Here is a 26,220-nt window from a genome sequence, read left to right as displayed (position 1 = left end):
GCACGTCGCCCGTCGCGAGGGACTGCCAGTGCTCGGACAGACCCACCCATGCGACGGCTCGCCCTCGCCGCGTCCTACGCCGATCAACCTGACTCCTCCCGACGAGCCGCTGACACGGGACGCCGCTCAGCCGGGGAACCGGCCCTGACGCCGGAGCTCGTAGCGGCGCTCGGCATAGGCCAGGTCGTCCCTCCACAGGCGGGCGGCGGTGCGCCGCAGCAGCGGCCGAAGCAGCGGGGCGGCCCGACGCGCGGCGGCGAATCCTGGGCGCTGCGAGTACGCGACGACGGCTTCGATCACAGCTGTGCGGGGCTGCCCGCGGCCGTCTTCGCCGAGGGGAGTGGCGTGGGTCTCGACGACGCTGGTGACGCCCTCTCCCGAGATGATCCGCATCAGGACGGTGCGGGGCCCGGGCGCGGTGAACTCGGCTCGCACGGGAACTCCCAGGCGTCCCCGGAGGCGGAAGGCGACGCCGACCAGGAAGCGGTCGGCGGCCGGGTCCGCCGTGCCCTCGACAGTGGCGTCCGGCGCGTGGGGCACGGTGAGGTCCGCGAAGGAGTAGGGGTGGAACCATGCGCCGTGCCATGGGTCCAGCCGATTGGCGACGACGTCCTCGGGCTCGCAGCGGCCGACGACCGTCATGACGGTTGCAAGCGACTCGTTCAGAGCGGGGCGCTGAGGTACGCGGGGAGCCGGTGTCGGGGTTTCGGCGCCGACGGCGTCCAAGCGGATCCACACCAGCAGTCCGTCGTCGTGGGCGGGGTAGGGCGTCCAGCCCGGGAAGCCGGAGGGCTTGAGCGCGAGCCCGTGCCAGTGGCAGACGATGGTGCCGTCCCGTAGGAAGCTGTCGCACAGCGGGGCGCCCAGATGGGGGCAGGCGCCGGGGGCGGAGTGGACCTGCCCCTCGGTGTCCCGCCACAGGACGATCTCGAGTCCCGCCACTGTCCGGGCCGTGATGCGGCGGTTGCCGACTTCGCCACTGGCCGCGGCGACGTACCAGTTCCCGGACGGGCGAGCCTCCGCTCGTTTCAGCGCGGACGCGATCACGCTTGGTCTCGCCTCGCGCCAGGTCGGCCGCTGATCCTCCCACCGGCCGCCGGAGAGGCGGGTCAGGGGGTTGAGGGACCGTAGTGCACGTTTCATGCGGTCGACTCCCAGGGTGTGTCGGAGGCAGCCCCGGACGGCACCTCGTGCGGACGGGCACGGTGCACGATGCGGCTCGAGGCGACGGCGAGCAGGCCACGGGCGGCTTCACGGGCTCGCCGGGCGCGGGGCACGGTCACGCGCCGGTGGAGCACGGGGTATTCGGCCGCCTCGATCTCGTCGAGGATGCGCTGGTAGAGCGCCAGCGCGGTGTGGACGCAGGGGCGGGAGACGGGGGCGAGCAGAGGTATGCCGGTGGCGGCCTGCCGGTACACACGACGTGTGAGCGCGGCGGTCTCGCGCAGGGCGGCGCGGACACGTGGGTCGGTGGTGCCGCGCCGGCGGCACCAGGTCAGCAACCGGTGGTCGGCTCCGTGGGCGGCCAGGATGTCGCCCGGGATGTAGACGCGGCCCCTGTCGAGGTCCTCCCCGACGTCGCGCAGGAAGTTGGTGAGCTGGAAGGCCACACCGAGGGCGGCCGCGGCGGGTTCCGCCTCTTCGCGGGAGCTGACGGTGCCGAGGACGGGCAGGACCTGGAGTCCGATGACCGCGGCCGAGCCGTGCATGTAGCGGGCGAGGTCGTCGTAGGCGGGGTAGTCGGTCACGGTCAGGTCCATGCGCATGGACGCCATGAAGTCGGTGAACAGCGCGTGGTCGAGCCGGTACCGGCGGACCGTGTCCGCGAGCGCGGTGATGACGGGATGTTCGGCGTCGCCGGTGCGCAGGGCGTCGAGCATCACGGCTTCCAGCTCGGTGAGTGCTCGCCGCCGGTCGGCGAGGGCGGTGGCTCCGGGGTCGTCGTCGACGATGTCGTCGGCCCAGCGGGCGAAGCCGTACAGGGCGTGCACGAAGGGTCGCCGGTCCGGGGTGAGCAGGCGGGTGGCGAGGAAGTACGTCCTTCCGTGCTGGCCCGTGGGCGCCTGGGGCCAGCGTCGGCCGTGGGCGGCGGCCCGCCCCCGAACGCGGGGTCGGCTCCCGATGTGCTACCGTGACCGGGTTGCAGTTGTGGTACCCATAAGACCTATGTGCGCCTGACGGAATTCTTTCCCCGCAGGCGCATTATTTGTTCTCCGGCATCTCCGGATGGGCCCTCTGCCTACAGAAGGAGAATGTCATGGCACAGGGAACCGTGAAGTGGTTCAACGCCGAAAAGGGTTTCGGCTTCATCGAGCAGGACGGCGGCGGCCCCGACGTCTTCGCCCACTACTCGAACATCGCCACCCAGGGCTTCCGTGAGCTCCTGGAGGGCCAGCGGGTCACCTTCGACGTCACGCAGGGCCAGAAGGGCCCGCAGGCGGAGAACATCGTCCCCGCCTGATCGCCGGACGCGTACCTGCTCACCGGGGTCCGCACCGTCACGGTGCGGACCCCGGTTTGCGCTGCTCCAGGAAGGCCAAGAACCGCATGTCACGCAGGCCCCAGAAAACGAATCGGCGCGTGTCGCCGTCGGCACCTTCCACGGCGTCGCCGAGGGAGTTCCGGCTGCCGGAAAGCACGACACCCGCACTTCCCGCCGTCGAGGACTTCGCGGCTCTCGACATGCCGGCGGGACTGCTGAAGACCCTCACCGCGCAGGGCGTCACCACCCCGTTCCCCATCCAGGCCGCCACGCTGCCGAACTCGCTCGCCGGGCGCGACCTGCTGGGCCGGGGCCGCACGGGCTCGGGCAAGACCCTCGCCTTCGGACTGGCGCTGCTGGCCCGCACGGCCGGACTGCGCGCCGAGCCCAAGGCTCCCCTCGGCCTCGTGCTGGTGCCGACCCGCGAACTCGCGCAGCAGGTGACGGACGCGCTGACCCCGTACGCGACGGCGGTGAACCTCCGCATGGCCACCGTGGTCGGCGGGCTGTCGATGGCGAAGCAGGCGGCCACGCTCCGGCGCGGCGTCGAGGTGCTGGTGGCCACCCCCGGACGGCTGAACGACCTGGTGCAGCAGGGCGACTGCGTGCTCGGCAGCGTCGGCATCACGGTGCTGGACGAAGCCGACCAGATGACCGACATGGGCTTCCTGCCGCAGATCACCCGGCTGATCGAGCGGGTGCGGCCGGACGGGCAGCGGATGCTCTTCTCGGCGACCTTGGACGGCAACATCGACCGCCTGGTCCAGCGGTTCCTGACCGACCCGGTGGTGCACTCCGTGGACCCGTCCGCGGGGGCGGTGACCACCATGGAGCACCATGTGCTCCACGTCCTGGACGAGACCGACAAGAAGGCCGTCACCACCCGCATCGCGGCCCGTGACGGACGGGTCATCCTCTTCCTCGACACCAAGCGGTCCGCCGACCGGCTCGCCAAGCGGCTGCTGGCCGTCGGGGTCCGGGCGGCGGCACTGCACGGCGGCCGCTCCCAGCCGCAGCGCAACCGCACCCTGGAGCAGTTCAAGAGCGGCCAGGTGACGGCGCTGGTCGCCACGAACGTCGCGGCCCGCGGCATACACATCGACGACCTCGACCTCGTCGTGAACGTCGATCCCCCCACCGACCACAAGGACTACCTCCACCGCGGCGGCCGTACGGCCCGCGCCGGCGGCTCCGGCCGGGTGGTCACGCTGGTCCTGCCCGAGCAGAAGCGGGACGTCACCCGGCTGATGTCGGACGCGGGGATCCGTCCCCGGACGGCGCGCATCACCTCGAGCGCCCCGGAACTGAGCACCCTCACCGGGGCGCGTGAGCCGTCCGGTGTCGCCGTCACCATCGAGGTCCCGCAGCCTGCGGCCGCGCCGCGGGCGGCCCGCGAGGACCGGAGGGACGGCGCGGGCAACGGCGGGCGGACCGCCCGGCGGCGTCGCGGCGGCGCTGCGGGGGCCGCGCCGACGGGCGCCGCGGCCGGAAACGGCGGCAGGGGTACGGACCGCCGTTCCGCGGCCGGGACCTCCACGGCGGCCGGCGGCGCCCCCCGCCGGGCGGGTTCGCGCCCGGCGACGGGCGGCAGCGGGGGTGCCTCGGGCGGCCGTGGGGCGGCAGGCGCGGCCACCGGAAACGGCGCCGGCGCGGGGACCCGCGGCTCCGGTCGGCGGCCCGCGGGCGGCGGCGAGGGCCGCCGGGGCGGCCGCCGCAACCCCGCGGGCTGACCCGGCGAGGACGCTGGATGAGCGCCGGGCGCGTGCCGCGCCGGGCGCTCATCCCTACCGGGAGACGCCAGGGCTCGACGACGTCACCCAGAACCGCGGCAGGGGCGTGATCGACCGCATCCGCTCCACGTGCCGCTGACGCAGTGTCACAGCCTCCGCCCCGGCGCGACGTGCTCGCCGACTGTGCCCCCGGCCGGGCCACGGAGGGTCATCCTCTCCGCGTGCGGCCCGGTGCCGCTGCCGACAGCGCGGTTCGAAGGGACCGCCCTGCGCCGCCGACCCGCCGCGGGCGGCTGTCTTTCCACGCCTCTGCTCCACGTGCCGCTGACGCGGCGTCACAGCCTCCGCCCCGGCGCGACGTGCTCGCCGACTGTGCCCCCGGCCGGGCCACGGAGGGTCATCCTCTCCGCGTGCGGCCCGGTGCCGCTGCCGACAGCGCGGTTCGAAGGGACCGCCCTGCGCCGCCGACCCGCCGCGGGCGGCTGTCCTTCCACGCCTCTGACTCCCCGGAAGCCCTGCCCGCCCGGGTCGGGCACGGCCGTCCCGGCGAACCCGATCCCCGGACGGCGGCCGTACGCGGCGCGCTCGCGCGGCCGCTCGGGGCGGATGCCACGGTGGAGATCCCGGCGGCCGAGGCGCGGCGGCGGCCTGTCCGGGCCGGTGCGCGGGCGTTCTCGGTTCGGCCGAGGCCCGGCGGCGGCCCGCCTCCACGGGCGGCCCGACGAGTGGTTCGTGCTGGAGCGCGCGATCCCCTCGGTGGAGTGGAGGTCCATGGTGCCCCGGAGGCGAGCCCGGACCCGTCCGGGCCGCCCGTCGCCCGGCCGTCGGCACTGGCGGAGCGGTCCCCGCCGCCGGTGGTGCGGAGGTCGGTCTGAGCGCGGAGCGGGCGTTCGCGGGGCGGCTGGGCCGCCCGCGGACGTTTCGCGCGGGACCTGGCCGCCCTCCGGCAGGGCGCGGCGCCCGCCTTACCAGTCTTTTACCCGCGTTGGGTGAGCGCTGCGGTGAGGCGGCATCAGATGCCCCAGGCAACCAATCGGCGTGACACCGCGGTTACGCATATGACCTGGGGCAACGCGCTTCATCCCGGCGGGAGTTCGCCGTCCAAAGGGGCGTGGTACGGGCTCCCGCCCTTGGTAATGCACTGGTCAATCTTGCCGACCTCCCCTGGACACCCCGATTCGCAGGTCCATACCGTATGCAATCTCCAGTATGGAGAATCGCGCTGACCAGCTGAATGTCCCGCTCGACACCCTCGGGCACTGGTCTGCTCGACCGTGCCCCGGGGTTCGTACCACGTCGTACCACCGTGTCACCCGCCTGCGCGCTGTCACGGTCCGGGTTGCCGCCCCGGGCCGCAGTTGCCCGGACGTCGTACCACCGGGCCCGGTCATGCCGGGCCGAGCCGCAGGGATGGTCCGCTCCACCCCTCCGCATGAAGAGAAAGGCCCAGGGGGCGCACGCCAGGTTCTTTTCACGCAAGGGAAGGCACCGATGTCAGCAACACCGCACGTGGCTCCCGGGTTCCGGGAGGTCAGCGACGCGAACGGCCGTGTCTACCGGATCGGGGAGACCGACCGCTCCCTTCTCGGCAGGCCCCGGGCCTGGATGGTCTGGCTGCCCTGGATCTCGATGATGGGCGTCAGCGTCTACGAGTACGGTTACAGCTCCGCGGAGGCGGTGCTCGAGCACGCCCACGGATGGACCCTCACGGAGTCGTTCTGGATCGCCAGCATCTGGGCGGTCTTCCAGGCGGGCGTCGCGTTCCCCGCGGGCCGTCTGCGGGAGACCGGGGTGCTGCCGGCCAGGACGGCGATGCTCGCCGGAGCGGTTTTCTCCGGTCTGGGCTTCCTGGCGCTCTCGCACCTCGGGAACCCGTACCTGGTGATGGCCGGTTACTCCGTGCTGGGCGGCACGGGCGCCGGGCTGGTGTACGCGACCTGCATCAACATGGTCGGCAAGTGGTACCCGGACAACAAGGGCGCCCGCACCGGCTTCGTGAACGGCGGCTTCGCCTACGGGACGCTCCCGCTCATCTTCGTCTTCAACTACTGGTTCCATCCCTCCAACTACCGGATGGTCCTCGACCTGATCGCGCTGGGCATGGTGCTGGTCGTCGCCTTCTGCGGCATGTTCTTCCGGGACCCGCCCAAGAGCTGGTGGCCGCACGATGTCGACCCCCTGAACCGGGGCGTGACCGAGGACGCGCGGCGGGTGGCCAGGCGTCTGGCCAAGAACCCGCCCGCCAAGGGGCAGTTCACCCCGATGGAGGCGATCAGGACCGGCCAGCTGCCCCTGATGTGGTTCGCCCTGGTCTGCATCGGCGGTGTGTCGCTGTTCGGCATCAACTTCCAGGTACCGTTCGCCAAGAGCCTCGGCTTCGGCCCGCTGGTGGCTGCCTCCTCGGCGGGTGTGCTCGCCGTGGTCAACGGGGTGGGCCGGGCCGTCGTGGGCTGGCTGTCGGACTACCTGGGACGGCGCCAGACGCTGGGCATCGTCCTGGTGGTGGCGGGGCTGGCGCAGTTCGGCGTGCTGTGGTCGGGCCAGGCGCACAACGAACCCCTGTTCCTCTTCTTCGCGTTCCTCAACGGATTCGGCGGCGGCGCGTTCTACCCGCTGTTCGCCGCGCTCACCCCGGACTACTTCGGTGAGAACAACAACGCCCAGAACTACGGCCTGGTCTACAGCGCCAAGCTGGTCGGCGGTGTCGGCGGCGGTGGTCTGGCCGCCGGCGTGGTCGCCTCCTGGGGCTACACCGGCGCCTACTGCCTGGCCGGGGGCATCGCCTTCCTCTCGGCTCTGATCACCGTCTTCCTCCGGCAGCCCGGCGCCCCCCGCCGGAGCGGCGACGGACGTCCGCTGCGGCGGGCGGACGGCCCTGCCGCCGTCCATGCCGAGGCGACCACCTGACGGTCGTGCCGGCGGGCTCCGCGAGGAGCCCTCTCGATCGTGCGCGGGCGAAGCGGCCCGGACCGGGGCGGCGGCAGCCCCGGTCCGGGTGCCCGCGTCACGGAGGCGGGGCCGGTCGGTGGGGTGCGCTCCCTGCTCCGACCGGCCCCGCCCGTCCTCACGCGACGGCGAGGGCCCGTCCCCTCCCTCGAGACGGCGGTCCAGGTGCGTCCGCGCCCGGACCGCCGGCGCTCCCCGCGGCGGACCTCAGGCCCGCCCGGCGTCGACGGCGGCGGCGATCTGGCGGCAGTAGAAGTCGGTGGTGTTGCGGGTGTGGCGGCGCATCAGCTCCTCGGAACGCCCCGCGTCGCCCAGGGCGATCGCCTCGATGATGGCCGCGTGCTCGTTCCAGGCGTCCCGGCCGCGAGGCCGGGCGATGGGCGTGTAGTACCAGCGCACCCGCCGGTCGACCTGCAGGATCAGCTCCGCGAGGACCTGGTTGCGGGACAGTTCGGTGATGAAGCCGTGCAGGACGGCGTTGGCCTCGACGATGCCGAGGGCGTCGTCCGCCGCCAGGGCGGCGATGCCGGCCTCCTGCAGCTCCCAGAGCCTTGCCACGTCCGCGTCCGTGGCGTGCAGCGCGGCGCCGTACGCGGAGTGGGTCTCCAGCACGGCGCGGACGCTGAGCAGCTGGGTGGCCTCCTCCTGTGTGGGGGAGTGGACGAAGGCGCCCTGCGCGGGGCGCAGGTCGACCCAGCCGTCGGTCTGCAGCCGTTGCAGGGCCTCGCGCACCGGCTGGCGGCTGACGCCGAGGTGGTCGGCGAGTTCGCCCTCGACCAGGTGCTGCCCCGGCCGGAGGGCGCCGCCCACGATCAGGTCGATCAGGGCCTCGTAGACGGCCTGGCGCAGTGGCGCCGGCCTGGCGACCCGGACGATGGCCGCAGCGGTATGTGTCTCGCGCATGAGCCCCCCTGTCGGCTGAGTTCTTTGCACAATGCCAAGAATACAGATTTTGGTATGCAACCAGACGTGGTGCGCGGGACTGGCTGGTGCGGAACGGCGGGACGACGGCGCGCGGGAGGTGACGGCGCGTGCACCGGCGCACAGCGGGTGGGGCGGGGAGGCCGTGCCTCCCCGCCCCACCGCCGTGGGTGAGGGGAGCTCAGGCCGGGGCGGGCTGCTGGTCGGTTCGCAGGCCGCGGGCCGCGGTGGAGCCGGGTTCCGGCGTGCTCAGCGAGCGCAGGATGGCCTCCACGCTCTCCTTGGCGTCGCCGAAGAGCATGCGGCTGTTCTCCCGGAAGAACAGCGGGTTCTGCACTCCCGCGTACCCCGAGGACATGGACCGCTTGAAGACGACGACGTTCTCCGCCTCCCACACGCGCAGCACCGGCATGCCGGCGATGGGGCTCGACGGGTCCTCCAGCGCGGCCGGGTTGACGGTGTCGTTGGCCCCGATGACGAGCACCACCGTGGTGCCGCCGAAGTCGTCGTTGATCTCGTCCATCTCGAGCACGACGTCGTACGGCACCCTGGCCTCGGCGAGCAGCACGTTCATGTGCCCGGGCAGCCGGCCGGCCACCGGGTGGACGCCGAAGCGCACCCGCACCCCGCGCCGCCGCAGCGCCTGCGTCAGCTCCGCCACCGGGTGCTGCGCCTGCGCCACCGCCATGCCGTATCCGGGCGTGATGATCACCGATGTGGCGTTCTCCAGGAGTTCGGCCGTCTCCTCCGCGGTCGTCTCGCGGTGCTCGCCCTGCTCCTCGCCGCCGCCTGACCCCGCCTCGACGCCGAAGCCCCCGGCGATCACCGAGAGGAAGGACCGGTTCATCGCCCTGCACATGATGTACGACAGGTAGGCGCCGGAGGAGCCGACCAGCGCGCCGGTGACGATGAGCAGGTTGTTGTCGAGCAGGAAGCCGGCGGCGGCCGCGGCCCAGCCAGAGTAGCTGTTGAGCATCGAGACGACGACCGGCATGTCACCGCCGCCGATCGAGACGACCAGGTGCCAGCCGAGCGCGAGGGCCAGGGCGGTGACCGCGATCATCAGGCCCAGGTGCGGGCTGACGGTGAACCACACGGTCAGGGCCGCGAACGCGGCCAGCGCCCCCACGTTGAGCACGTTCTTCCCCGGCAGCGTCAGCGGACGGGACTTGATCCGCGCCGACAGCTTCAGGAAGGCGACGATGGAGCCGGTGAAGGTCACCGCGCCGATGAAGATGCCGATGAACACCTCGGCGTGGTGGACGCCGAGCAGGTCGCCGGCGACGCGGGTCTGCGCGGCGCCGAGCGCCTCCACCTCGTAGTAGCTGTTCCATCCGACCAGCACCGCGGCCAGGCCGACCAGGCTGTGCAGGACGGCGATGAGCTCGGGCATCTGGGTCATCTCCACCCGGCGCGCCCGCCACAGGCCGACCGCCCCGCCGACGGCCGTGGCGGCGACGATCAGCACGACGGCGGTACCGGAGATGTGCTGGGCGGCGGCGATGACGGTGGCGACCAGCGCCAGCGCCATGCCGCCGATGCCGTACGCCACTCCGGCGCGGGAGGTGCGGTGCTGCGAGAGTCCGGCCAGGCTGAAGATGAACAGCAGCGCGGCGACGATGTCGGCGGCCTGTGCGGCCGTGGTTGCGTTCATCGATCCTCAGCCCTTCGAGAACATGCCGAGCATGCGGCGGGTGACGGCGAATCCTCCGAAGATGTTCACGGTGGTCAGCATGATCGCCACGACCGACATCACGGTGACGGCCGGACCGGCGTGGCCGATCTGCAGCAGCGCACCGACCACCACGATCCCCGAGATGGCGTTGGTCACCGACATCAGCGGGGTGTGCAGGGCGTGATGGACCTTGCCGATCACGTAGTAGCCGATGACGACGGCGAGGGCGAACACGGTGAAGTTCCCGACGAGTTGCGCCGGGGAGAAGGCGATCAGCAGGAACATCGCCAGGATGCCGGCGGCGATCATGCCGTAGCGGGCGGCCGGTGGCAGACGGCGCTCCTTCGCCTTCGGCGCGGCGGCCACCGGCGCCGGCTCCTGCCCGGAGGGCGCCGCCGAGACCTTGACGGGCGGCGGCGGCCACGTCTTCTCGCCCTCCCGCACCACCGTGACCGACCGCTGCACGACGTCGTCGAAGTCCAGGGTCAGCAGGCCGTCCTTGCCTGGCGTCAGCAGCTTCAGCAGGTTGACGAGGTTGGTCCCGTACAACTGCGAGGCCTGCGCGGGCAGCCGGCCCGCGAGGTCGGTGTACCCGATGATCGTCACGTCGTTGCCGGTGACGATCGCCTTCCCGCTGACCGTGCCCTCGACGTTGCCGCCCTGCGCGGCGGCCATGTCGACGATGACGCTGCCGGGCTTCATCGACGCCACGTCGGCCGCCGTGATCAGCCGGGGGGCCGGGCGGCCGGGGATCAGCGCGGTGGTGATGATGATGTCGACGTCCCTGGCCTGCTCGCTGTAGATCTCCGCGGCGCGCCGGTCGTACTCCTCGGAGGTCGCCTTGGCGTAGCCGTCGCCGCTCGCCTGCTGCTCCACCTCGACGGCGAGGAACTCCCCGCCCAGCGAGCGGACCTGGTCGGCGACCTCGGCCCGGGGGTCGGTGGCCCGCACCACCGCGCCGAGGCTGCCGGCCGCGCCGATCGCGGCGAGCCCCGCCACGCCCGCGCCGGCCACCAGGACCTTGGCGGGGGGCACCTTGCCCGCGGCGGTGACCTGTCCGGTGAAGAAGCGCCCGAAGACATGGGCCGCCTCGATCACGGCGCGGTAGCCGGCGATGTTCGCCATCGAGCTGAGCACGTCCATCGACTGGGCCCGGGAGATGCGCGGGACGGCGTCCAGGGCCAGGACGGTGATCGGCCGCGCCGACAGCGCCTCGACGAGTTCGGGGTTGTGCGCCGGGCCGATCAGCCCGATGAGGGTCGTTCCGTCGCGCAGCTTCTCGATCTCCTCCGGCGAGGGGGCGTTGACCTTGAGGAGCACGTCCGCCTGCCAGGCGTCGCCGATCCGCGCGCCCGCTTCCGCGTAGGCCTCGTCGGGGAAGCCGGAGGCTGCGCCGGCCCCCGGTTCGACGACGACCTCGTAGCCGAGGCCGAGCAGCTGGCGGACGCTGTCCGGCGTGGCCGCCACCCGCGTCTCTCCGGCGGTGGACTCGGTGACGACACCGATCTGCTGAGGGGGTGAATCCGACATCGCTCTCCTTCTCGTCGACATCCGTCGCTTCCCGTCGCTTCCCGTCGGCTCCGGTCGGCATGGCTTCCGGCCGACATCGCTTCCGAGACGACGCCGCGGCCGGCCGAGCGGTCGTCCGCGTGCGAGCTCCCGGCCTCCTGTCTCCCGGCGCGGCCGTGCGGCCGTGCGGGCCGGGGACGCGTGTGCGGCGAAGCGTTCCCCTGCTTGGTGCTCCGTCAACCTGTTCGGGGCTCGTGTGACCCGGTTCATCGGTCCGACCGCGGCGGTGGCCCGTGCCCGGGCGCCGGCCGCAACCCGTGTGCGGGGCTGCCGGCGGTCCACGTTCGTGCTGTCCGCTTCCGGGCGCGCGACTTCCCGTGGCGGGACTGTACATCCCAAGAGAGTACTGCATACAGTATCCATTCCCCCTTCGAACGGAGAGGAGTCGCCGTGAAAATCGCAGTCCTCGGAGCCGGTGCGATCGGCGCTTATGTGGGCGCGGCACTGCACCGTGGTGGCGCCGACGTCCACCTGATCGCCCGGGGTGAGCATCTTCAGGCGATACAGGCGCACGGAGTCCGGGTGAACAGCCCGCGCGGGGACTTCGTGGCCAGGCCCCACGCCACGGACGACCCCAAGGAGATCGGCCCCGTCGACTACGTCTTCCTGGGCCTGAAGGCACACTCCTACGCGACCTCGGGACCGCTGATCGCACCGCTGCTCGGTGACGACACCGCGGTGGTGGCCGGTCAGAACGGCATCCCGTGGTGGTACTTCCACAAGCTGGCCGGCCCCTACGAGGGGCGGCGCATCGAGGCGGTGGACCCCGGTGGCGCCACCAGCGAGGTGCTGGCGCCGGAACGCGCCATCGGCTGCGTCGTCTACCCCGCCACGGTCATCGAGGCCCCGGGCGTCATCCGGCACCTGGAGGGCACCCGGTTCTCCATCGGCGAGCCGGGAGGCGGCGTCTCCGACCGGTGCGCGCAGCTGAGCGAGGCGATGATCGCCGGCGGCCTCAAGTGCCCGGTGGAGCCGAACCTGCGCGACGACATCTGGATCAAGCTGATGGGCAATGTCGCGTTCAACCCGATCAGCGCGCTCACCCGGGCGACCATGGTCGAGATCTGCAAGCACCCGCCCACCAGGCGGCTGGTCACCCATCTCATGGAGGAGACGCTCGACATCGCCGCCAGGGTCGGCAGCACCCCCGACATCTCGATCGAGAAGCGGCTTCGGGGCGCCGAGGGGGTGGGACACCACAAGACCTCGATGCTCCAGGACCTCGAGTCCGGCAAGCAGCTGGAACTCGACGCCATCGTCACGGCCGTCGTGGAGATGGCCGACATCACCGGCGCGGAGGCCCCCAACCTGCGGGCGGTGCACGCCGCGACCGACCTGCTGTCGCGCAGCGTCACCGCGGCCCAGGAGAACGGCGGCACCCCGCGGTAGCCGGTAGCCGCACCGCCCCGCACCCGACCGCCGGTCCGACGACCGACGCGTGGCGCCAACCCTGCCACCGGTCCCGTGACACGAGACCGTCCCGCGACACCCGATTCCGCACCACACGCGGGCCGCCGGCCCACCGCCGGGCGTCCGCACCGCAGCACCTCCGGGGCCCGGTCCCGCCGTGGGCGGCGGGACCGGGCCCCGGACGGGCGCCCGCACCGGCTTCGCGGGCACGAACGAGGGCCGCGACCCGGCTCGGTAGGCTTTGCCCGGTCACACCGCAACCAGCTCGTCCGCCGCCGACCTGCCGGGGACGCTCGTCACCCCCCGGGGGGTTCCGGCCCGCGGCCCCGGCGGCGTTGCGACTCCAGCAGGACGTGCCGGCGCGCGGCCGCGGCCCCAGGCAGAGAGGAGTCGTTCATGCTGTTCCGTCAGCTGGAGTACTTCGTCGCGGTCGCCAGGGAGCGGCACTTCGCCCGGGCGGCGGAATCCTGCTACGTCTCGCAGCCCGCGCTGTCCGCGGCGATAGCCAAGCTCGAGCGGGAGCTGAACGTCACGCTGATCAACCGCGGGCACAACTACCAGGGCCTGACCCCCGAGGGGGAACGCCTGGTGGTCTGGGCCAAGCGGATCCTCGCCGAGCAGGAGGCCTTCAAGGCCGAGGTGGCCGCCGTCCAGTCCGGTATCACCGGCACCCTGAGGCTGGGCACCGAACCCACCGCGTCCACCACCCTCGTCCTGCCCGTCGCCGCGTTCTGCGCCGCGCACCCGCTGGCCAAGGTCCAGGTCCGCTCCCGGCTGTCGACCACCGAACTCCACCGCCAGCTCCTCGCGTTCGAGCTGGACGCCGCGATCGCGCACTTCGCGCCGCACGACCGTGAGAACCTGCAGATGATGCCGCTGTACGAGGAGCGGTACATGCTCCTCGCCTCCAGCGACCAGCTGCTGCCGCACACCGACACCATGAGGTGGGCCGAAGCGGCCACCATGCCCCTCGCGCTGCTGACCCCCGACATGAGGATCCGCCAGGTCATCGACGACGCCTTCGCCGAGAGCGGCGTCGTGGTCACCCCGCAGGTCGAGACGGACTCGGTGGCCGCCCTCTACGCCAGCGTGGGCGCCGGCGCGTGCGCGAGCATCGTCCCGCACACCTGGCTGCGGGCCATGCCGCCGCTCGGCAGGATGCGGGCCGTGCGCCTGGTCGACCCGGACGCCAGGGCCAAGGTCTCCGTCGCGATCCACGCGGCGACACCGGGGTCCGTCGCGGCGCGGGCGTTCATGAACGCCGCCGCCGGGCTGTCGCTCGACGAGTTCTTCGACCAGCCGCTGCCGGCCGAGCACCGCGTCAGATGAGCCCGGGCCACTCGGGGTCCTCCCGCGCGTACAGCAGCTCCACGGCTGCCCGGTCCAGCCCTCCCTTCACCGTGTGCGGCAGCGAGCCGACGATCACGATCCGGTCGGGGACCTCGAAGGGCGCCAGGCGGCCGCGGCAGTACCGCCGCATCTCCTCGGCCCCGGGCAGCTCGGCCCCGGGCGCCTCGGCGCCGGAGCGCACCACGGCCGCCCCGACCCGCTGCCCGTACGTCGCGTCGGGCACGGCGAACACCGCGGCCTCGGCGACCCCCGGGCATCCGGCGAGGACGTCCTCCACGTACTCGGGCGAGATCTTCTCGCCCCCGCGGTTGATGAGGTTCTTCAGGCGCCCGGTGAGGAACAGGTGGCCGTCCTCGTCGAGCGAGCCCAGGTCGCCCGTGCGGAACCAGCCGTCGGCGAAGCCGTGCGCGGTCTCGCCCGGGTTGCCGAGGTAGCCGCGGGCCATTTGCGGACCGTGCACCCACACCTCGCCCTCCACGCCGGGCGGGCACGGCTTCCCGTCCGCGTCCAGGACCCGCAGATCCACGCCGGCCGGCCGGCCGGCCGAGCCCTGCTTCAGCGGCCCGTGCTGCGGCAGCGGCTCGCTCGTCGCCTGGTGCGCGGACTCCGTCATGCCGTACGCCGACAGCAGCGGCGCGCCCAGGGTGCGTTCGAGCGCCCGCTGGGTGGCCGTGTTCAGCGGCGCGCTGGAGCTGCGCAGGAACCGCAGCGGCGGCAGCCGCGCGTCCGCCAGGTCCGTCGCCGCCCGCTCCAGGAGGATCTCGTGGACGGTCGGCACCGCGGTGAACCACGTCGCGTCCGCCGCCCGCATGTCGTCCCAGAAGGCGCGTGCCGAGAACCGCCCCCGCGCGGGCAGCAGCACACGGCCACCGCTCGCCAGCGTGGACAGCAGCGCGGCGAACAGCCCGTGCCCGTGGAAGAAGGGCATCACCGCGACCGTGGCGTCACCCGGACCGAGCTCGTACGCGGCGCAGACCTCGCGCACGGAAGCGGCCACGTTGCCGTGCGTCAGCGGCACCATCTTCGCCCGGTCGCTCGTCCCCGCGGTGAACAGCACCAGGGCGTCCCGCGTGGTGAGTTCGGCCGCCGCGCCCCGCGCGAGCGCCGGCGTCTCCGACGCCGGGGCGCCCGTCTCCAGCACGGCCGTCGCCGGGCCGGAGAGGTCCACCCGCAGCGTCCACGCCGGGACACCGGGCCCCACGGACGTCGCCGGGGCGCCGGCGGCGACCGGCCCCAGCAGGACGGCCCGTACGCCCAGCGCTTCCAGCCGGCCCGTCAGCCGCGGCCCGGGCAGCGCCGGGTCCACCGGGGCGACCACCAGCCCGGCCCGCGCCCCGCCCAGCAACGCCACCACGAACTCGACGGTGTTGGCGCTGACGAGGCCGACCGGGTCCCCGGGGCGCAGCCCCGCGGCGGTCAGGCGCGCGGCCACGGCGGCGGCCAGCTCGTCCAGGGCGCGGTAGGAGATGCGCGCGCGGTCGGGCCCGGCGATCAGCGCCGTCCGGCACGGACGCCCACGCGCATGGGCGTCCAGGAGATCGGTCAGCCCGCTGATCTCGGGAGGCCGGTACGGGTCGGGGTCGCGCACGGATGCAGCGGCCGGAACGGCCATGGCCGCACCTCCTCGCGCCGGGGATGTCTGATGAACCGTCCCCAGCGAGACTGCGCGGGGCGTTGCGCGCCCGTCCAATACGCGCTGCCGAACGCTCGATAGCGAAGGTCTATCAACCCACCTCAAGAGCCCTGTGGCGTGCGTCGATAAACGCTGTCTATCGGCTGGTCGCCGATAGGTCTTGGACGCGGGGGAGCGCGCTGCGGATGGTGGGAGAAGCAGCCGCACGCATGACTTGCCCAAGGAGGACCTCGGACCATGACCGCCCCCTCACCACTGGAGACCGTGGCGAACGCCGACGCGCCGGCCGAGCTCACCGACGGGTACCACCTGGTCGTCGACGCGCTGAAGATGAACGACGTCGACACCATCTACGGCGTGGTCGGCATCCCGATCACCGATCTGGCACGGCTCGCCCAGGCGCAGGGCATCCGCTACATCGGCTTCCGCCACGAGAGCAACGCGGGACACGCCGCGGCCGCGGCGGGCTACCTCACCAAGAAGCCCGGCATCTGCCTGACGGTGTCGGCCCCGGGCTTCCTCAACGGACTGGTCGCGCTCGCCAACGCCACCACCAACTGCTTCCCGATGGTGCAGATCTCCGGCTCCAGCGAGCGCCACCTCGTCGACCTCAAGCAGGGCGACTACGAGGAGATGGACCAGCTCGCCGCCGCGCAGCCGTTCTGCAAGGCCGCCTACCGCGTCAGCCGGGTCGAGGACATCGGCCGCGGCATCGCGCGCGCCCTGCGCACCGCCGTCTCCGGGCGCCCCGGCGGTGTCTACCTCGACATCCCCGCCGCGGTGCTCGGCTCCATCATGGACGCCGAGGAGGGCGCGAAGACCCTGAGCCGCCTCGTCGACCCGGCGCCGCGCCAGCTGCCCGCCCCCGAGGCCGTGGACCGGGCGATCGAGCTGCTGGCCGGCGCGCAGCGGCCGCTGATCGTCCTCGGCAAGGGCGCGGCGTACGCCCAGGCGGACGCGCAGATCCGCGAGTTCGTGGAATCCACCGGCATCCCCTATGTCCCGATGTCCATGGCGAAGGGCCTGCTGCCCGACAACCACCCGCAGTCGGCGGCCACCGCTCGCTCGCTGGCGCTGAAGAAGGCCGACGTCGTCATGCTGGTCGGCGCCCGCCTGAACTGGCTGCTGAACCACGGCGAGGCACCGCAGTGGAACCCCGACGCCACGTTCATCCAGGTCGACATCGAGGCGAAGGAGATGGACAGCAACCAGCCCATCGCCGCGCCGCTCGTCGGCGACATCGAGTCGGTCGTCGAGGCGCTCAACGAGCGCAGCAAGCCGGGCCGGATCGCCACCCCCGCCGCCTGGCGCGAGGAACTGGCCGCGCGCTCGGCGCAGAACGTCGCCAAGATGGCCGAGCGCCTCAAGGCCGACCCGCACCCGATGCAGTTCATGGGCGCCCTGAAGGCCGTACGCGACGTCATCCACGAGCACCCCGAGACCTACCTCGTCAACGAGGGCGCCAACGCCCTGGACATCGCGCGCAACGTGATCGACATGCATGTGCCGCGGCACCGCCTCGACAGCGGCACCTGGGGCGTCATGGGCATCGGCATGGGCTACGCGATCGCGGCCGCCGTCGAGAGCGGGGCGCCCGTGGTGGCCGTCGAGGGGGACAGCGCGTTCGGCTTCAGCGGGATGGAGATCGAGACGATCTGCCGTTACAAGCTGCCCGTGGTCACCGTCATCATGAACAACGGCGGTGTCTACCGCGGCGACGACGTCAACCCCTACGACGACGCCCCGTCGCCGACCACGCTGATGTCCGCGGCCCGCCACGACGTGATGTTCGAGGCGTTCGGCGGCAAGGGCTACCGGGCGACCACGCCCGCCGAGGTCGCCGCCGCCCTCACCGAGGCGCTCGCCTCGGGCGGCCCGGCCCTCATCGACTGCGTGATCGACCCCTCGGCCGGCACCGAGAGCGGCCACATCTCCCACCTCAACCCCAAGGGGATCACCGTCGGCAACATCGTGCCGGCCAAGAAGTGACCCAGTGACCGCGGTGACCGCCCCGCGGGGGCCAGGTCCCGTCCCCCGAAGCACCGTTCTCCAGCACCGCACACCCGCGCACAGACACGAAGGAAGCGAAGATGAGTGAAAAGCCGCTCGCCGGGATCAAGGTGATCGACTTCACCGGGGTCCAGGCCGGTCCCGCGTGCACCCAGATGCTCGCCTGGTTCGGCGCCGACGTCATCAAGGTCGAGCGTCCCCAGGGCGGCGACGTCACGCGCAACCAGCTCCGGGACGACCCGGACCTCGACGCGCTGTACTTCACGATGCTGAACAGCAACAAGCGTTCGCTGGCGATCAACACCAAGACCCCCGAGGGCAAGGAGGTCATGGAGAAGCTGATCCGCGAGGCCGACATCCTCGTCGAGAACTTCGCGCCGGGCGCCATGGACCGCATGGGCCTGGGCTGGGACCACATCCACGAGCTCAACCCGCGCCTGATCTTCGGCTCGGTCAAGGGCTTCAACGAGGAGTCGTCCTGGAACGACCTGAAGGTGTACGAGAACGTCGCCCAGGCCGCCGGCGGCGCCGCGTCCACCACGGGCTTCTGGGACGGCCCGCCGACCATCAGCGGCTCCGCCCTCGGCGACAGCAACACCGGCATGCACCTGATGATCGGCCTGCTGACGGCGATCATCCACCGCGACAAGACGGGCGTGGGCCAGAAGGTCTCCGTCTCGATGCAGGACGCCGTCCTCAACCTCACCCGGGTCAAGCTCCGCGACCAGCAGCGCCTGGAGAAGGTCGGCTACCTGGAGGAGTACCCGCAGTACCCGAACGGCGAGTTCGGCGACGCGGTGCCGCGCGGCGGCAACGCCGGCGGCGGCGGCCAGCCGGGCTGGATCCTGAAGTGCAAGGGCTGGGAGACCGACCCCAACGCCTACATCTACTTCACGATCCAGGAGCAGAACTGGAAGCGCACGGCCGAGGCCATCGGCCACCCTGAGTGGGTCGACGACCCGGAGTACACCACCGCCAAGGCGCGCCAGTCGCACATCTTCGAGATCTTCGGCGAGATCGAGAAGTGGCTGGCCGACAAGACCAAGTACGAGGCGGTCGACATCCTGCGCAAGTGGGAGGTGCCCTGCGCGCCCGTCCTCAGCATGAAGGAGCTCGCCGAGGACCCCGACATGCGCAGGAGCGGCACCATCGTCGAGGTCGAGCAGAAGGGCCGCGGCACCTACCTGACCGTCGGCAGCCCGATCAAGTTCTCCAACTTCAAGCCGGAGATCAAGGGCGCCCCGCTGCTCGGCGAGCACGGCAGCGAGGTCCTGGCGGACCTGGGGTACGACGCGAACGAGATCTCGGCTCTGCGGGAGAAGCAGATCATCGTCTGACCCGGCCTCGGCCCGCACAGCCCCACGGGTGCCCCGCGCGAGCGTCACGCGCGGGGCACCCGTGTGTCCGCTTCCGTCCGTGTCTCCGTCTCCGTCCGTGTCTCCGTCTCCGTCCGCGTCTCCGCCCCGTTTCGGTACGACGGAGACCCCGACCGATGCCCGGCTCTGTCGTCGGGCAGTACCCGCGCGGAAGCACGGCGTCGTCGGCATGGGGGGCGGCCCAGACGGAAGGAATTCCCCGAGGCCGGCTTGTCGTCTCGCGGAGGCCCCCGCGCCGGGGCATCTCTCGACACGCTGCCGGTGCGTGCGTTGTCATCAGCACTTCATGGCAAAGGGATTGTATGAAGCCGGTGAGACGGCGACGTTTCGTCCATGTGATCTGGGCCGGAGATATCGGAACAGTTACCGCGATGTGGTGGCTTGCCGGAATACCCGCCTCCGTGTGCGGCGATCCATGACCCCCATCGACGCCCTTCAAAGCCTCGCAGGCGATGCAGAGGTGACGGTTGATCAGATGCGCGCAAAGAAACACATAAAATAGCGTGCGCAGACTGGATATTCAATAGCTTTACAGAGCATGGCGCTTGATGTTCAAATTCGTTCGATCGCTGACCATGGAGGGTCCTTTGAAAGTTCCATTTGCCCGAAGATTTACAGCGCCCCTTGCCGGAGCCCTCGTCGCCGGCCTGATGGCTTCTTCGGCGGCGTACAGCGCCACACCTTCCCCGTTCTCGGATGCCGCTCCTGCCGGGCAGGGGAGCGCGAAGCCCGTGCCGGTCTCGGTGACGCTGGTCACCGGCGACAAGGTGAAGATGTCTCAGGGGCCCGGCGGAGCGGTGTCGATCGACGACATCGAGCGTGCGCCGGGTGCCAGGGGTTCCGTGCGGGTGGCCGTCGAGAAGGGCGACACGTATGTGTATCCCGATGAGGCGATGCCCTACATCGCGACCGGCCGGCTGGACAGGCAGCTGTTCAACGTCACCCAATTGGTTGCCCAAGGCTATGATGACGCCCACACCGGTACGCTGCCGCTGATCGTCACCCAGTCCGATGACGCGGTCGCCGGCAGGAGCGGTACGACCGCTCGCAAGAGTGGTGCCGCCGGGGGCGCGCTGCCGTCCGGCAAGGCGTTGCCCGGGGCGAAGGCCACCTTGGACCTGCCGTCCATCAACGGGGCCGCCGTCAAGGCGCAGCGATCGATGGCCGCGACCTTCTGGTCGGCGCTCACCGACACCGCCGGGCAGGACGCCGTGCGGTCGGCCAAGCAGACGGCTGATGAGAGTCTCCCCGCGTTCGCCGCGGGTGTCGAGGAGGTGTGGCTCGACGCCAAGGCGCAGGGGACCATGGCGGAGAGCAACGCGCAGATCGGCACGCCTGAGGCGTGGAAGGCGGGTGGCACGGGCGCGGGCGTCCGGGTCGCCGTACTGGACACCGGAGTGGACTTCACCCACCCCGACCTGGCCGGTCGCGTGGTGGCGTCGCGCAGTTTTGTCGAGGGCCAGGAGGTCGTCGACCGCAACGGCCATGGCACCCACACCGCCTCCACCGTCGCCGGGACCGGCGCGGCCTCCGGCGGGAAGGAGCAGGGTGTCGCCCCCGGCGCGGACCTGATCGTGGGCAAGGTCCTGAACAACGACAGCGCCGGGTTCGACTCGGACATCATCGCGGGCATGGAGTGGGCGGCGCGGACCGAGCACGCCAAGGTGATCAACATGAGCCTGGGCTCGCCGTTTCGGCACACCCAGGACGATCCGGTCAGCCAGGCGGTGAACACGCTGACCGCCGAGACGGGCGCGCTGTTCGTCATCGCCGCGGGCAACACAGGCCAGAACCCCTACTCCGTGACTGCCCCGGGTACCGCGGACGCCGCGCTCACGGTCGGTTCGGTGGACTCCTCCGACGTCCTTGCCTGGAACTCCGCCGTCGGCCCGCGGTTGGGCGACGACGCGATGAAGCCTGACGTGACGGCGCCGGGTGTCGACATCCTGGCGGCCAGCTCGCAACAGGTGAAGGGCGCCGAAGGCTTCTACCGTACGGAGAGCGGTACGTCGATGGCGGCGCCGCACGTCGCCGGTGCGGCGGTGCTGCTGGCGCAGAAGCACCCGGAGTGGACGGCGCGGCAGATCAAGGACGCGCTGATGAGCACCAGCGCGCTGACGCCGGCCTATACGCCCTATGAGGCGGGTTCCGGCCGTCTGGACGTGGCCGCCGCCTATGTGAAGGACCAGGTCATCGCGACCGGGTCGGTGGACGCGGGGCTGGTGCGCTGGAGCGAGGACCAGAAGCGCGAGCCGGTCAAGCGGAAGATCACCTACACCAACACCACGGACAAGGCCGTCACGTTGCGGCTCGCGGTCGACCCCGGTGCCGCGTCCGCGGGGGTGTTCACCCTGGCCGCCGACCGCGTCACGGTCCCGGCCCGCGGCACCGCGACGGTCGAGGTCGTCGCGAACCCGAAGGGCCTCGCGCCCGGCCAGTACGCCGGCCAGGTCACCGCGCGCTCCTCTTCGGTCGCCGTGCACACGGCCGTCGGCATGTCGGTCGAGTCCGAGAAGTACGACCTGACGGTCCACCTGAAGGACAAGGCCGGCAAGCCGGTGAGCGGCGAGGTCGAGATCACCGGCGCCGACGGGCAGACCACCTCGATGTATGTCCCAGACGGTCAGCTCACCAGCCGCTGGGCGCCCGGCTCCTACACCCTCGTGTCCACCATGGACGTCGAAGGCCGCAACGGCCCGCACTCCCTGGGCTACGCCGTCCTGACCGCGCCCGAGGTCGACCTCACGGCCGACCACGACGTGGTCCTGGACGCGTCGGGCATCCGCGAGGTCAAGGTGGACACGCCCAAGCCTTCGGTCGTGACCACCAGCCGGATCGACCTCTACCGCTCCTTCACCTCGTCGCAACCCACCCCGAGCGACGCTCAGGCGCTGCACGACGTCATCATGGTCTCGCCCGAGTACGACAGCATGTGGGCGCTCCCGACCAAGAACAAGGTGAAGAAGGGCAGCTTCGTCTTCACCACCCGCATCCGCGCCAAGCAGACCCCGCTCAAGATCAGCTACACCGGGCACAGCCTCGACCAGACCGTCCTCGTGCAGCCGGGCTCCGCTCCGTTCGCAGACGGCACCTCCAACGTCGAGGCCGTCTTCGCCGGCACCGGCAAGTCCGCCGACTACGCGGGCCTGTCCGCCCGCGGCAAGGCCGTGGTCGTCCGCGCCGACGCCTGGGTGACCCCGGCCGACCGGGTCGCCGCCGCCCGCGCCGCCGGAGCGGCGATGCTCCTCGTCGTCAACAACGCCGACGGCCGCCGGAGCGAGTGGTACGGCGAACCGGACAACCGCACCACCGGGCTCCTCCCCGTCGCCTCGCTCACCGTCGACGAGGGCGAAGCCCTGATCAAGAAGATCGCGTCCCCGGGCAAGACCAAGCTCAAGGTCGAGGCCCACCCCTCGCCGCAGTACCTGTACGACTTGGCCGACTACCACCAGGGAGGCATCCCGGACGACCCCTCCGCCGCCACCGACCCCGGCAGCCTCGCCCGCATCGACAACGTCTTCGCCCCTACGGGCACCGGCCAGCAGATCCGGGAGAGCCGCGAGGACAGTCCAGCGTACGAGTACTGGCCTGCCGCCTACCCCTACCTCACCGGCCCCGGGATGAGCCGCGTGCCGCCGTTCCCGAAGGAGCCGGTCGCACCGGGGACGCGCACCGACTGGGTGTCCGCCGGCGACGGCGTGAAATGGCAGCAATACGTGGGCGACCAGGACGGCTTGTCGACCTGGACCGACATCGTCGGCTACCGGCCGAACAGCGTGCAGAGCGAGCACTGGCAGGGCCCCCTCATCCGGCCGCGTATGGTCGATGCCGAGCTTCCCCACCGATACGGAAACGCCATCGCCGGAACGGTCTCGGGCTTCGGCGACGGAGGTTCCGCCCACAGCGGCACTGACTACCAGGCGACACGAGACATCGCCCTTTACCAGGGCGACAGGAAGCTGTGGGGCGGCATCCCGACTGCCGACTTCGGGGTGGGTGACCTCGTCCCGGAGAGGCTTCCCTACCGGCTCGTGGTCGACACGCAGGGGAACACCGACCACACCCCCTACTCGACGACCACGCACACCGAGTGGAGCTTCTGGTCCGGCACAGCCGACAACGAGGCCATCCCCCTGGTCCAGCTCGACTACGACACGGCCGTCGACCTCGACGGGCGGGCCAAGCGCACCTCGGACGTCATCGTCAAGCCCGTCGTCCTCGGCAGTGACGCCGCCAAGGACGCGGTCTCCTCGGTCAAGCTCGAGGTCTCCTACGACGACGGCGCCACCTGGCAGCCCCAGGACCTCAAGCAGACCAAGGGAACCTGGCGGACACAGCTCCACGCGCCCGCCCGCGCGGGTGACGTCTCCCTCCGCGTCACCGCCAAGCAGCACAACGGCGGCGGCATCACCCAGACCGTCACCCGGGCCTTCGGCCTGAAGTAACACCGCATCAACCGACCGGCGGCCGGCGCCCCCACCCTCCAAGGTGAGGACACCGGCCGCCGTTTCGCCGACCGGCGCCACCCGCGTCCGTCAAGCCACCGCCCTCTCGCCGCACTCGCCCGCACCGGCCGCCACGGCAGACCCGGCCCATGGCCGGGGGTCGTCTCCAGCCAGAGGCCCCTCCTCCGCGTCCACCGGCGACCCCAGCAGTCCGGCCGTCGTGAACCCCGGAAAACCGTCTACGACGTCATCAGCCTCGACGTCCAGAAGACCGGCCAGGCCGCACGTGCCGCCGCGACCCCGCAGGAACTGAGGAGCGGAGACCTTCTGCGCCGCATCAGGGACGCCGCCCCATCGATGGGTGACGCCCCGTCAGGTCGTCGCCACTCGATCCGTCTTGGCGGCCGCCACCTGGCGGTACAGCTCCTTCTCCTTGGCGCGCCGCTCGGTGACGTCCCGGATGACAGCGCCGACGTAACCTGGTCGCCCCTCCGCGTCGTTCAGCAGCACCACGCTGAACTCGATCGACAGTTTCCGGCCGTCGGCGCCCACCGCGGGCACGGTCAGGAGGTCGTCGTCCCCGTACTTGGTGGTCCCGGTGGCCATGGACTTCTCGAAACCGTCCCAGTGACGCTGCTGGTGCCGTTCGGGAATGATCAGGTCCAGGCTGCGGCCGTCCACTTCGACCGACGAGTATCCGAAGATCCGCTCCGCACCGTGGTTCCAGTAACGGATGAGTCCTTCGCGGTCGATGATGACCACGCCGTCGGGCGCCTGGGCCGCCATGCCCAGCACTACCTCGGGGTCCAGGTCGTCCATGTCTCCTCCGGCCTTCGGGCGGGCAGGTGTATGCAGCAGATAGCATACAGTCGCCACGTGTCATGGCCATGAGATCGGCAACGGCCCCGGAGCGGGCAACGGCCATCGCGGCGCATCACCTCGACCGGAATGGCCGGCGGCCATGCGGAAACCGCAGCTCCGCCGTCCGGTCGGGCTGCGAGCCGACCGGTGCCGCAGCGGTACGCGCGGCAGCGGGCCGCGTCGCCGTCACGTCACCGGCCACACCCCGCGGGCTGCCGCGCTTTCAGCCGGAGAGGTCCTGCACATCCCTGTCCAGCGCGTCGAGCACGGGAAGAAGTCGCTCTTCGCTGCGGGCCGCGAGGGCGTGCTGGGCATCCCGCACGGCGGAGACGACCATCGCGGCCAGAGCATGCGCATTGTCCGGGTCGGCAATGGCCGGCGAGATCACCAGTTTCTGCAGCTCGCCCTTGCCGTTGACCGTCGCCCGCACCGCGCCGCCGCCCGCTGATCCCTGGACGGTCGCCGTGCGGAGTTCCTCCTGGGCCCGGAGCAGGTCCTGCTTCATCCGCGTAGCGGTGTTCAGGAGCCTCTGTATGTCGAGTCCGCCGGCGGATTCCATATTGCGGTTCCTTTCGCGTGGGGGCTGCGCCTGCCGGGTCGAGGAGGCGCGGGAGGTTGTGCGGCGCGCGGCGCCATGGTCGTTCGCGTTCACGTGCGGGCGAACAGGAGGAGGGCCTGAGGCTCTGGCGAGCGGTGCGGTGGACCGAACGGCCAGAAGCCCGGTGCGGTCCGCGAACCCGCCGACCCCGCCCGAAGGACGGGTTCGACGGGTTCGACGCGAAGCGGCAGTTCGCGACGGACAGCGCCGGGCCCCGGGTCACCGGCCGTCAGGCCGCTTCATCCCTTGCTCCACTTCTGGTTGTCCGTGCCCTCGCAGCTCCACAACTGGAGCTTGGTCCCGTTGGCGGTGCGCATGTCGGTGACGTCCACGCACATACCGACCTGGGTGTTCACCAGGTCGTGGGCGCTGTTGAGCTTGAACCTCTGCGCCCAGCCGCCGTTGCAGTTGGCGAGCTGGATCGGGGTGCCGTCGGCCTGCGAGGCACCGGCGACGTCCATACAGAGTCCGAACATCCGGGCGGTGCCGTCGGAGCGGAAGTCGATCTGCTGCCACGAACCGCCGACGCAGTCCCGGATCTCCAGCCGCGTGCCGTCCTGGGCCTTGGTGTATTGGGATCCGCTGGCGGTGATGCAGCGGCCGCTGTCATGGCTGTAGACCAGAACACCCCCGTACGAGGTGATCGTGTGCTGCTGCGACGTGTTCTGCTGAGTCGTCGTGCCACCGGATCCGCCGGTGGAGCCGGATCCGCCGGTGGAACCCGATCCGCCGGTGGAACCCGATCCGCTGGTGGTGCCGGATGCTGAGCGATGCGCTGTGGAGCCGTCGGGGGTGTTGGAGCCAGACGGGTTGATCACGCCGCCGTCGGGCGAGTTCGACCCACCGCCGTCACGGTTCGAGGCAAGGCCGTTGTTCGGCTGCCCGGAGTCGACGGGCTTCCCCGACATGCCCGGTACAGGGGGCTTCCCCGGAGTGCGCTTTCCCGGCTCGCCCGGATGGCCCGGCCGGCCCGAGTGGGCAGGGTCGGCCGCGCCGTGTGAACCGCCCGAGGGGGAGGACGACACGGGGGCGGTCTGCCCGGCCTTCGCGCTGTCCTCGGTGCCGGAGCCGGACGACATTTTCGCCACCGCGAACACGATCAGGAGCACACACACGGTGAGACCGGCGCCGCCGATGATCCACGTCCACGGCCGTGATCCCGGATTCCCGCCCTCGCGAAGCTGTGTCGTGCGCCGGGTGAACGCGGTGACGAA

Annotated in this window: 17 protein-coding genes; 8 read left to right on the top strand and 9 right to left on the bottom strand. The window is 71.6% G+C overall.

Annotated elements, in window-relative coordinates:
* Positions 1–126 precede the first annotated feature (126 nt).
* Together ACRWND_RS16215 and ACRWND_RS16210 are read right to left on the bottom strand one after the other, a co-directional pair.
* Positions 127–1,143: a DUF5914 domain-containing protein gene (locus tag ACRWND_RS16215; RefSeq protein ID WP_431949834.1), complete on the bottom strand. Its 1,017-nt coding sequence runs from the start codon at positions 1,141–1,143 to the stop codon at positions 127–129.
* On the bottom strand, positions 1,140–2,123 hold the full coding sequence (locus ACRWND_RS16210; RefSeq protein ID WP_431949856.1) for a phytoene/squalene synthase family protein: 984 nt from the start codon (positions 2,121–2,123) through the stop codon (positions 1,140–1,142). The genes ACRWND_RS16215 and ACRWND_RS16210 overlap by 4 nt, the downstream gene beginning before the upstream one ends.
* 134 nt (positions 2,124–2,257) lie before the next feature.
* Between ACRWND_RS16210 and ACRWND_RS16205 the strand changes: the two genes are divergently transcribed.
* From ACRWND_RS16205 to ACRWND_RS16195, 3 genes are all read left to right on the top strand, one after another.
* Positions 2,258–2,461, top strand: a complete 204-nt coding sequence (locus ACRWND_RS16205) for a cold-shock protein (RefSeq protein WP_319137404.1) — start codon at positions 2,258–2,260, stop codon at positions 2,459–2,461.
* An 86-nt stretch (positions 2,462–2,547) separates the two neighbouring features.
* Positions 2,548–4,212, top strand: coding sequence for a DEAD/DEAH box helicase (locus ACRWND_RS16200; protein WP_431949831.1), 1,665 nt, complete (start codon positions 2,548–2,550; stop codon positions 4,210–4,212).
* 1,491 nt (positions 4,213–5,703) lie between these two features.
* Complete coding sequence (locus ACRWND_RS16195; RefSeq protein ID WP_431949829.1) at positions 5,704–7,119, top strand: OFA family MFS transporter; 1,416 nt, start codon at positions 5,704–5,706, stop codon at positions 7,117–7,119.
* Between the two features lie 246 nt (positions 7,120–7,365).
* On the opposite strand, the gene ACRWND_RS16190 is transcribed toward ACRWND_RS16195, so the two are convergent.
* From ACRWND_RS16190 to ACRWND_RS16180, 3 genes are all read right to left on the bottom strand, one after another.
* On the bottom strand, positions 7,366–8,061 hold the full coding sequence (locus ACRWND_RS16190; protein WP_431949827.1) for a GntR family transcriptional regulator: 696 nt from the start codon (positions 8,059–8,061) through the stop codon (positions 7,366–7,368).
* Between the two features lie 199 nt (positions 8,062–8,260).
* Complete coding sequence (pntB, locus tag ACRWND_RS16185) at positions 8,261–9,733, bottom strand: Re/Si-specific NAD(P)(+) transhydrogenase subunit beta (RefSeq protein WP_431949825.1); 1,473 nt, start codon at positions 9,731–9,733, stop codon at positions 8,261–8,263.
* 6 nt (positions 9,734–9,739) lie between these two features.
* On the bottom strand, positions 9,740–11,284 hold the full coding sequence (locus ACRWND_RS16180) for a Re/Si-specific NAD(P)(+) transhydrogenase subunit alpha (RefSeq protein WP_431949823.1): 1,545 nt from the start codon (positions 11,282–11,284) through the stop codon (positions 9,740–9,742).
* 429 nt (positions 11,285–11,713) lie between these two features.
* Here ACRWND_RS16180 and ACRWND_RS16175 point away from each other — a divergent pair, with 429 nt between their 5' ends.
* Together ACRWND_RS16175 and ACRWND_RS16170 are read left to right on the top strand one after the other, a co-directional pair.
* Positions 11,714–12,712, top strand: a complete 999-nt coding sequence (locus ACRWND_RS16175) for a 2-dehydropantoate 2-reductase (protein WP_431949821.1) — start codon at positions 11,714–11,716, stop codon at positions 12,710–12,712.
* Positions 12,713–13,129: 417 nt separating this feature from the next.
* Positions 13,130–14,062, top strand: a complete 933-nt coding sequence (locus ACRWND_RS16170; protein ID WP_431949819.1) for a LysR family transcriptional regulator — start codon at positions 13,130–13,132, stop codon at positions 14,060–14,062.
* Here ACRWND_RS16170 and ACRWND_RS16165 read toward each other — a convergent pair.
* Positions 14,055–15,695 carry a FadD7 family fatty acid--CoA ligase gene (locus ACRWND_RS16165; protein WP_431949817.1) on the bottom strand — a complete coding sequence of 547 codons (1,641 nt, stop codon included), beginning with the start codon at positions 15,693–15,695 and terminating at the stop codon, positions 14,055–14,057. The genes ACRWND_RS16170 and ACRWND_RS16165 overlap by 8 nt on opposite strands.
* 258 nt (positions 15,696–15,953) lie before the next feature.
* On the opposite strand from ACRWND_RS16165, the gene oxc reads away from it, so the two are divergent.
* The 3 genes from oxc (at position 15,954) to ACRWND_RS16150 (ending at position 23,547) form a co-directional block, all read left to right on the top strand.
* Positions 15,954–17,705, top strand: a complete 1,752-nt coding sequence (gene oxc / locus ACRWND_RS16160; protein WP_431949815.1) for an oxalyl-CoA decarboxylase — start codon at positions 15,954–15,956, stop codon at positions 17,703–17,705.
* Between the two features lie 101 nt (positions 17,706–17,806).
* Positions 17,807–19,063: a formyl-CoA transferase gene (gene frc, locus ACRWND_RS16155; protein ID WP_431949813.1), complete on the top strand. Its 1,257-nt coding sequence runs from the start codon at positions 17,807–17,809 to the stop codon at positions 19,061–19,063.
* A 770-nt stretch (positions 19,064–19,833) separates the two neighbouring features.
* Positions 19,834–23,547 (top strand): S8 family serine peptidase, encoded by a 3,714-nt coding sequence (locus ACRWND_RS16150; protein WP_431949811.1) that lies wholly within the window; start codon positions 19,834–19,836, stop codon positions 23,545–23,547.
* Between the two features lie 372 nt (positions 23,548–23,919).
* Here ACRWND_RS16150 and ACRWND_RS16145 read toward each other — a convergent pair whose 3' ends face one another.
* The 3 genes from ACRWND_RS16145 to ACRWND_RS16135 form a co-directional block, all read right to left on the bottom strand.
* Positions 23,920–24,366 carry a PAS domain S-box protein gene (locus ACRWND_RS16145; RefSeq protein WP_431949809.1) on the bottom strand — a complete coding sequence of 149 codons (447 nt, stop codon included), beginning with the start codon at positions 24,364–24,366 and terminating at the stop codon, positions 23,920–23,922.
* 265 nt (positions 24,367–24,631) lie between these two features.
* Complete coding sequence (locus tag ACRWND_RS16140) at positions 24,632–24,967, bottom strand: YbaB/EbfC family nucleoid-associated protein (RefSeq protein ID WP_431949807.1); 336 nt, start codon at positions 24,965–24,967, stop codon at positions 24,632–24,634.
* A 278-nt stretch (positions 24,968–25,245) separates the two neighbouring features.
* Positions 25,246–25,914 carry a ricin-type beta-trefoil lectin domain protein gene (locus tag ACRWND_RS16135; RefSeq protein ID WP_431949805.1) on the bottom strand — a complete coding sequence of 223 codons (669 nt, stop codon included), beginning with the start codon at positions 25,912–25,914 and terminating at the stop codon, positions 25,246–25,248.
* Positions 25,915–26,220: the final 306 nt, after the last annotated feature.

This window comes from Actinacidiphila sp. bgisy167 (assembly GCF_965342175.1).
Lineage (GTDB): Bacteria > Actinomycetota > Actinomycetes > Streptomycetales > Streptomycetaceae > Actinacidiphila.
Note: the sequence above shows the minus strand (reverse complement) of the source record. Positions and strands in the feature narration are given on the sequence as shown.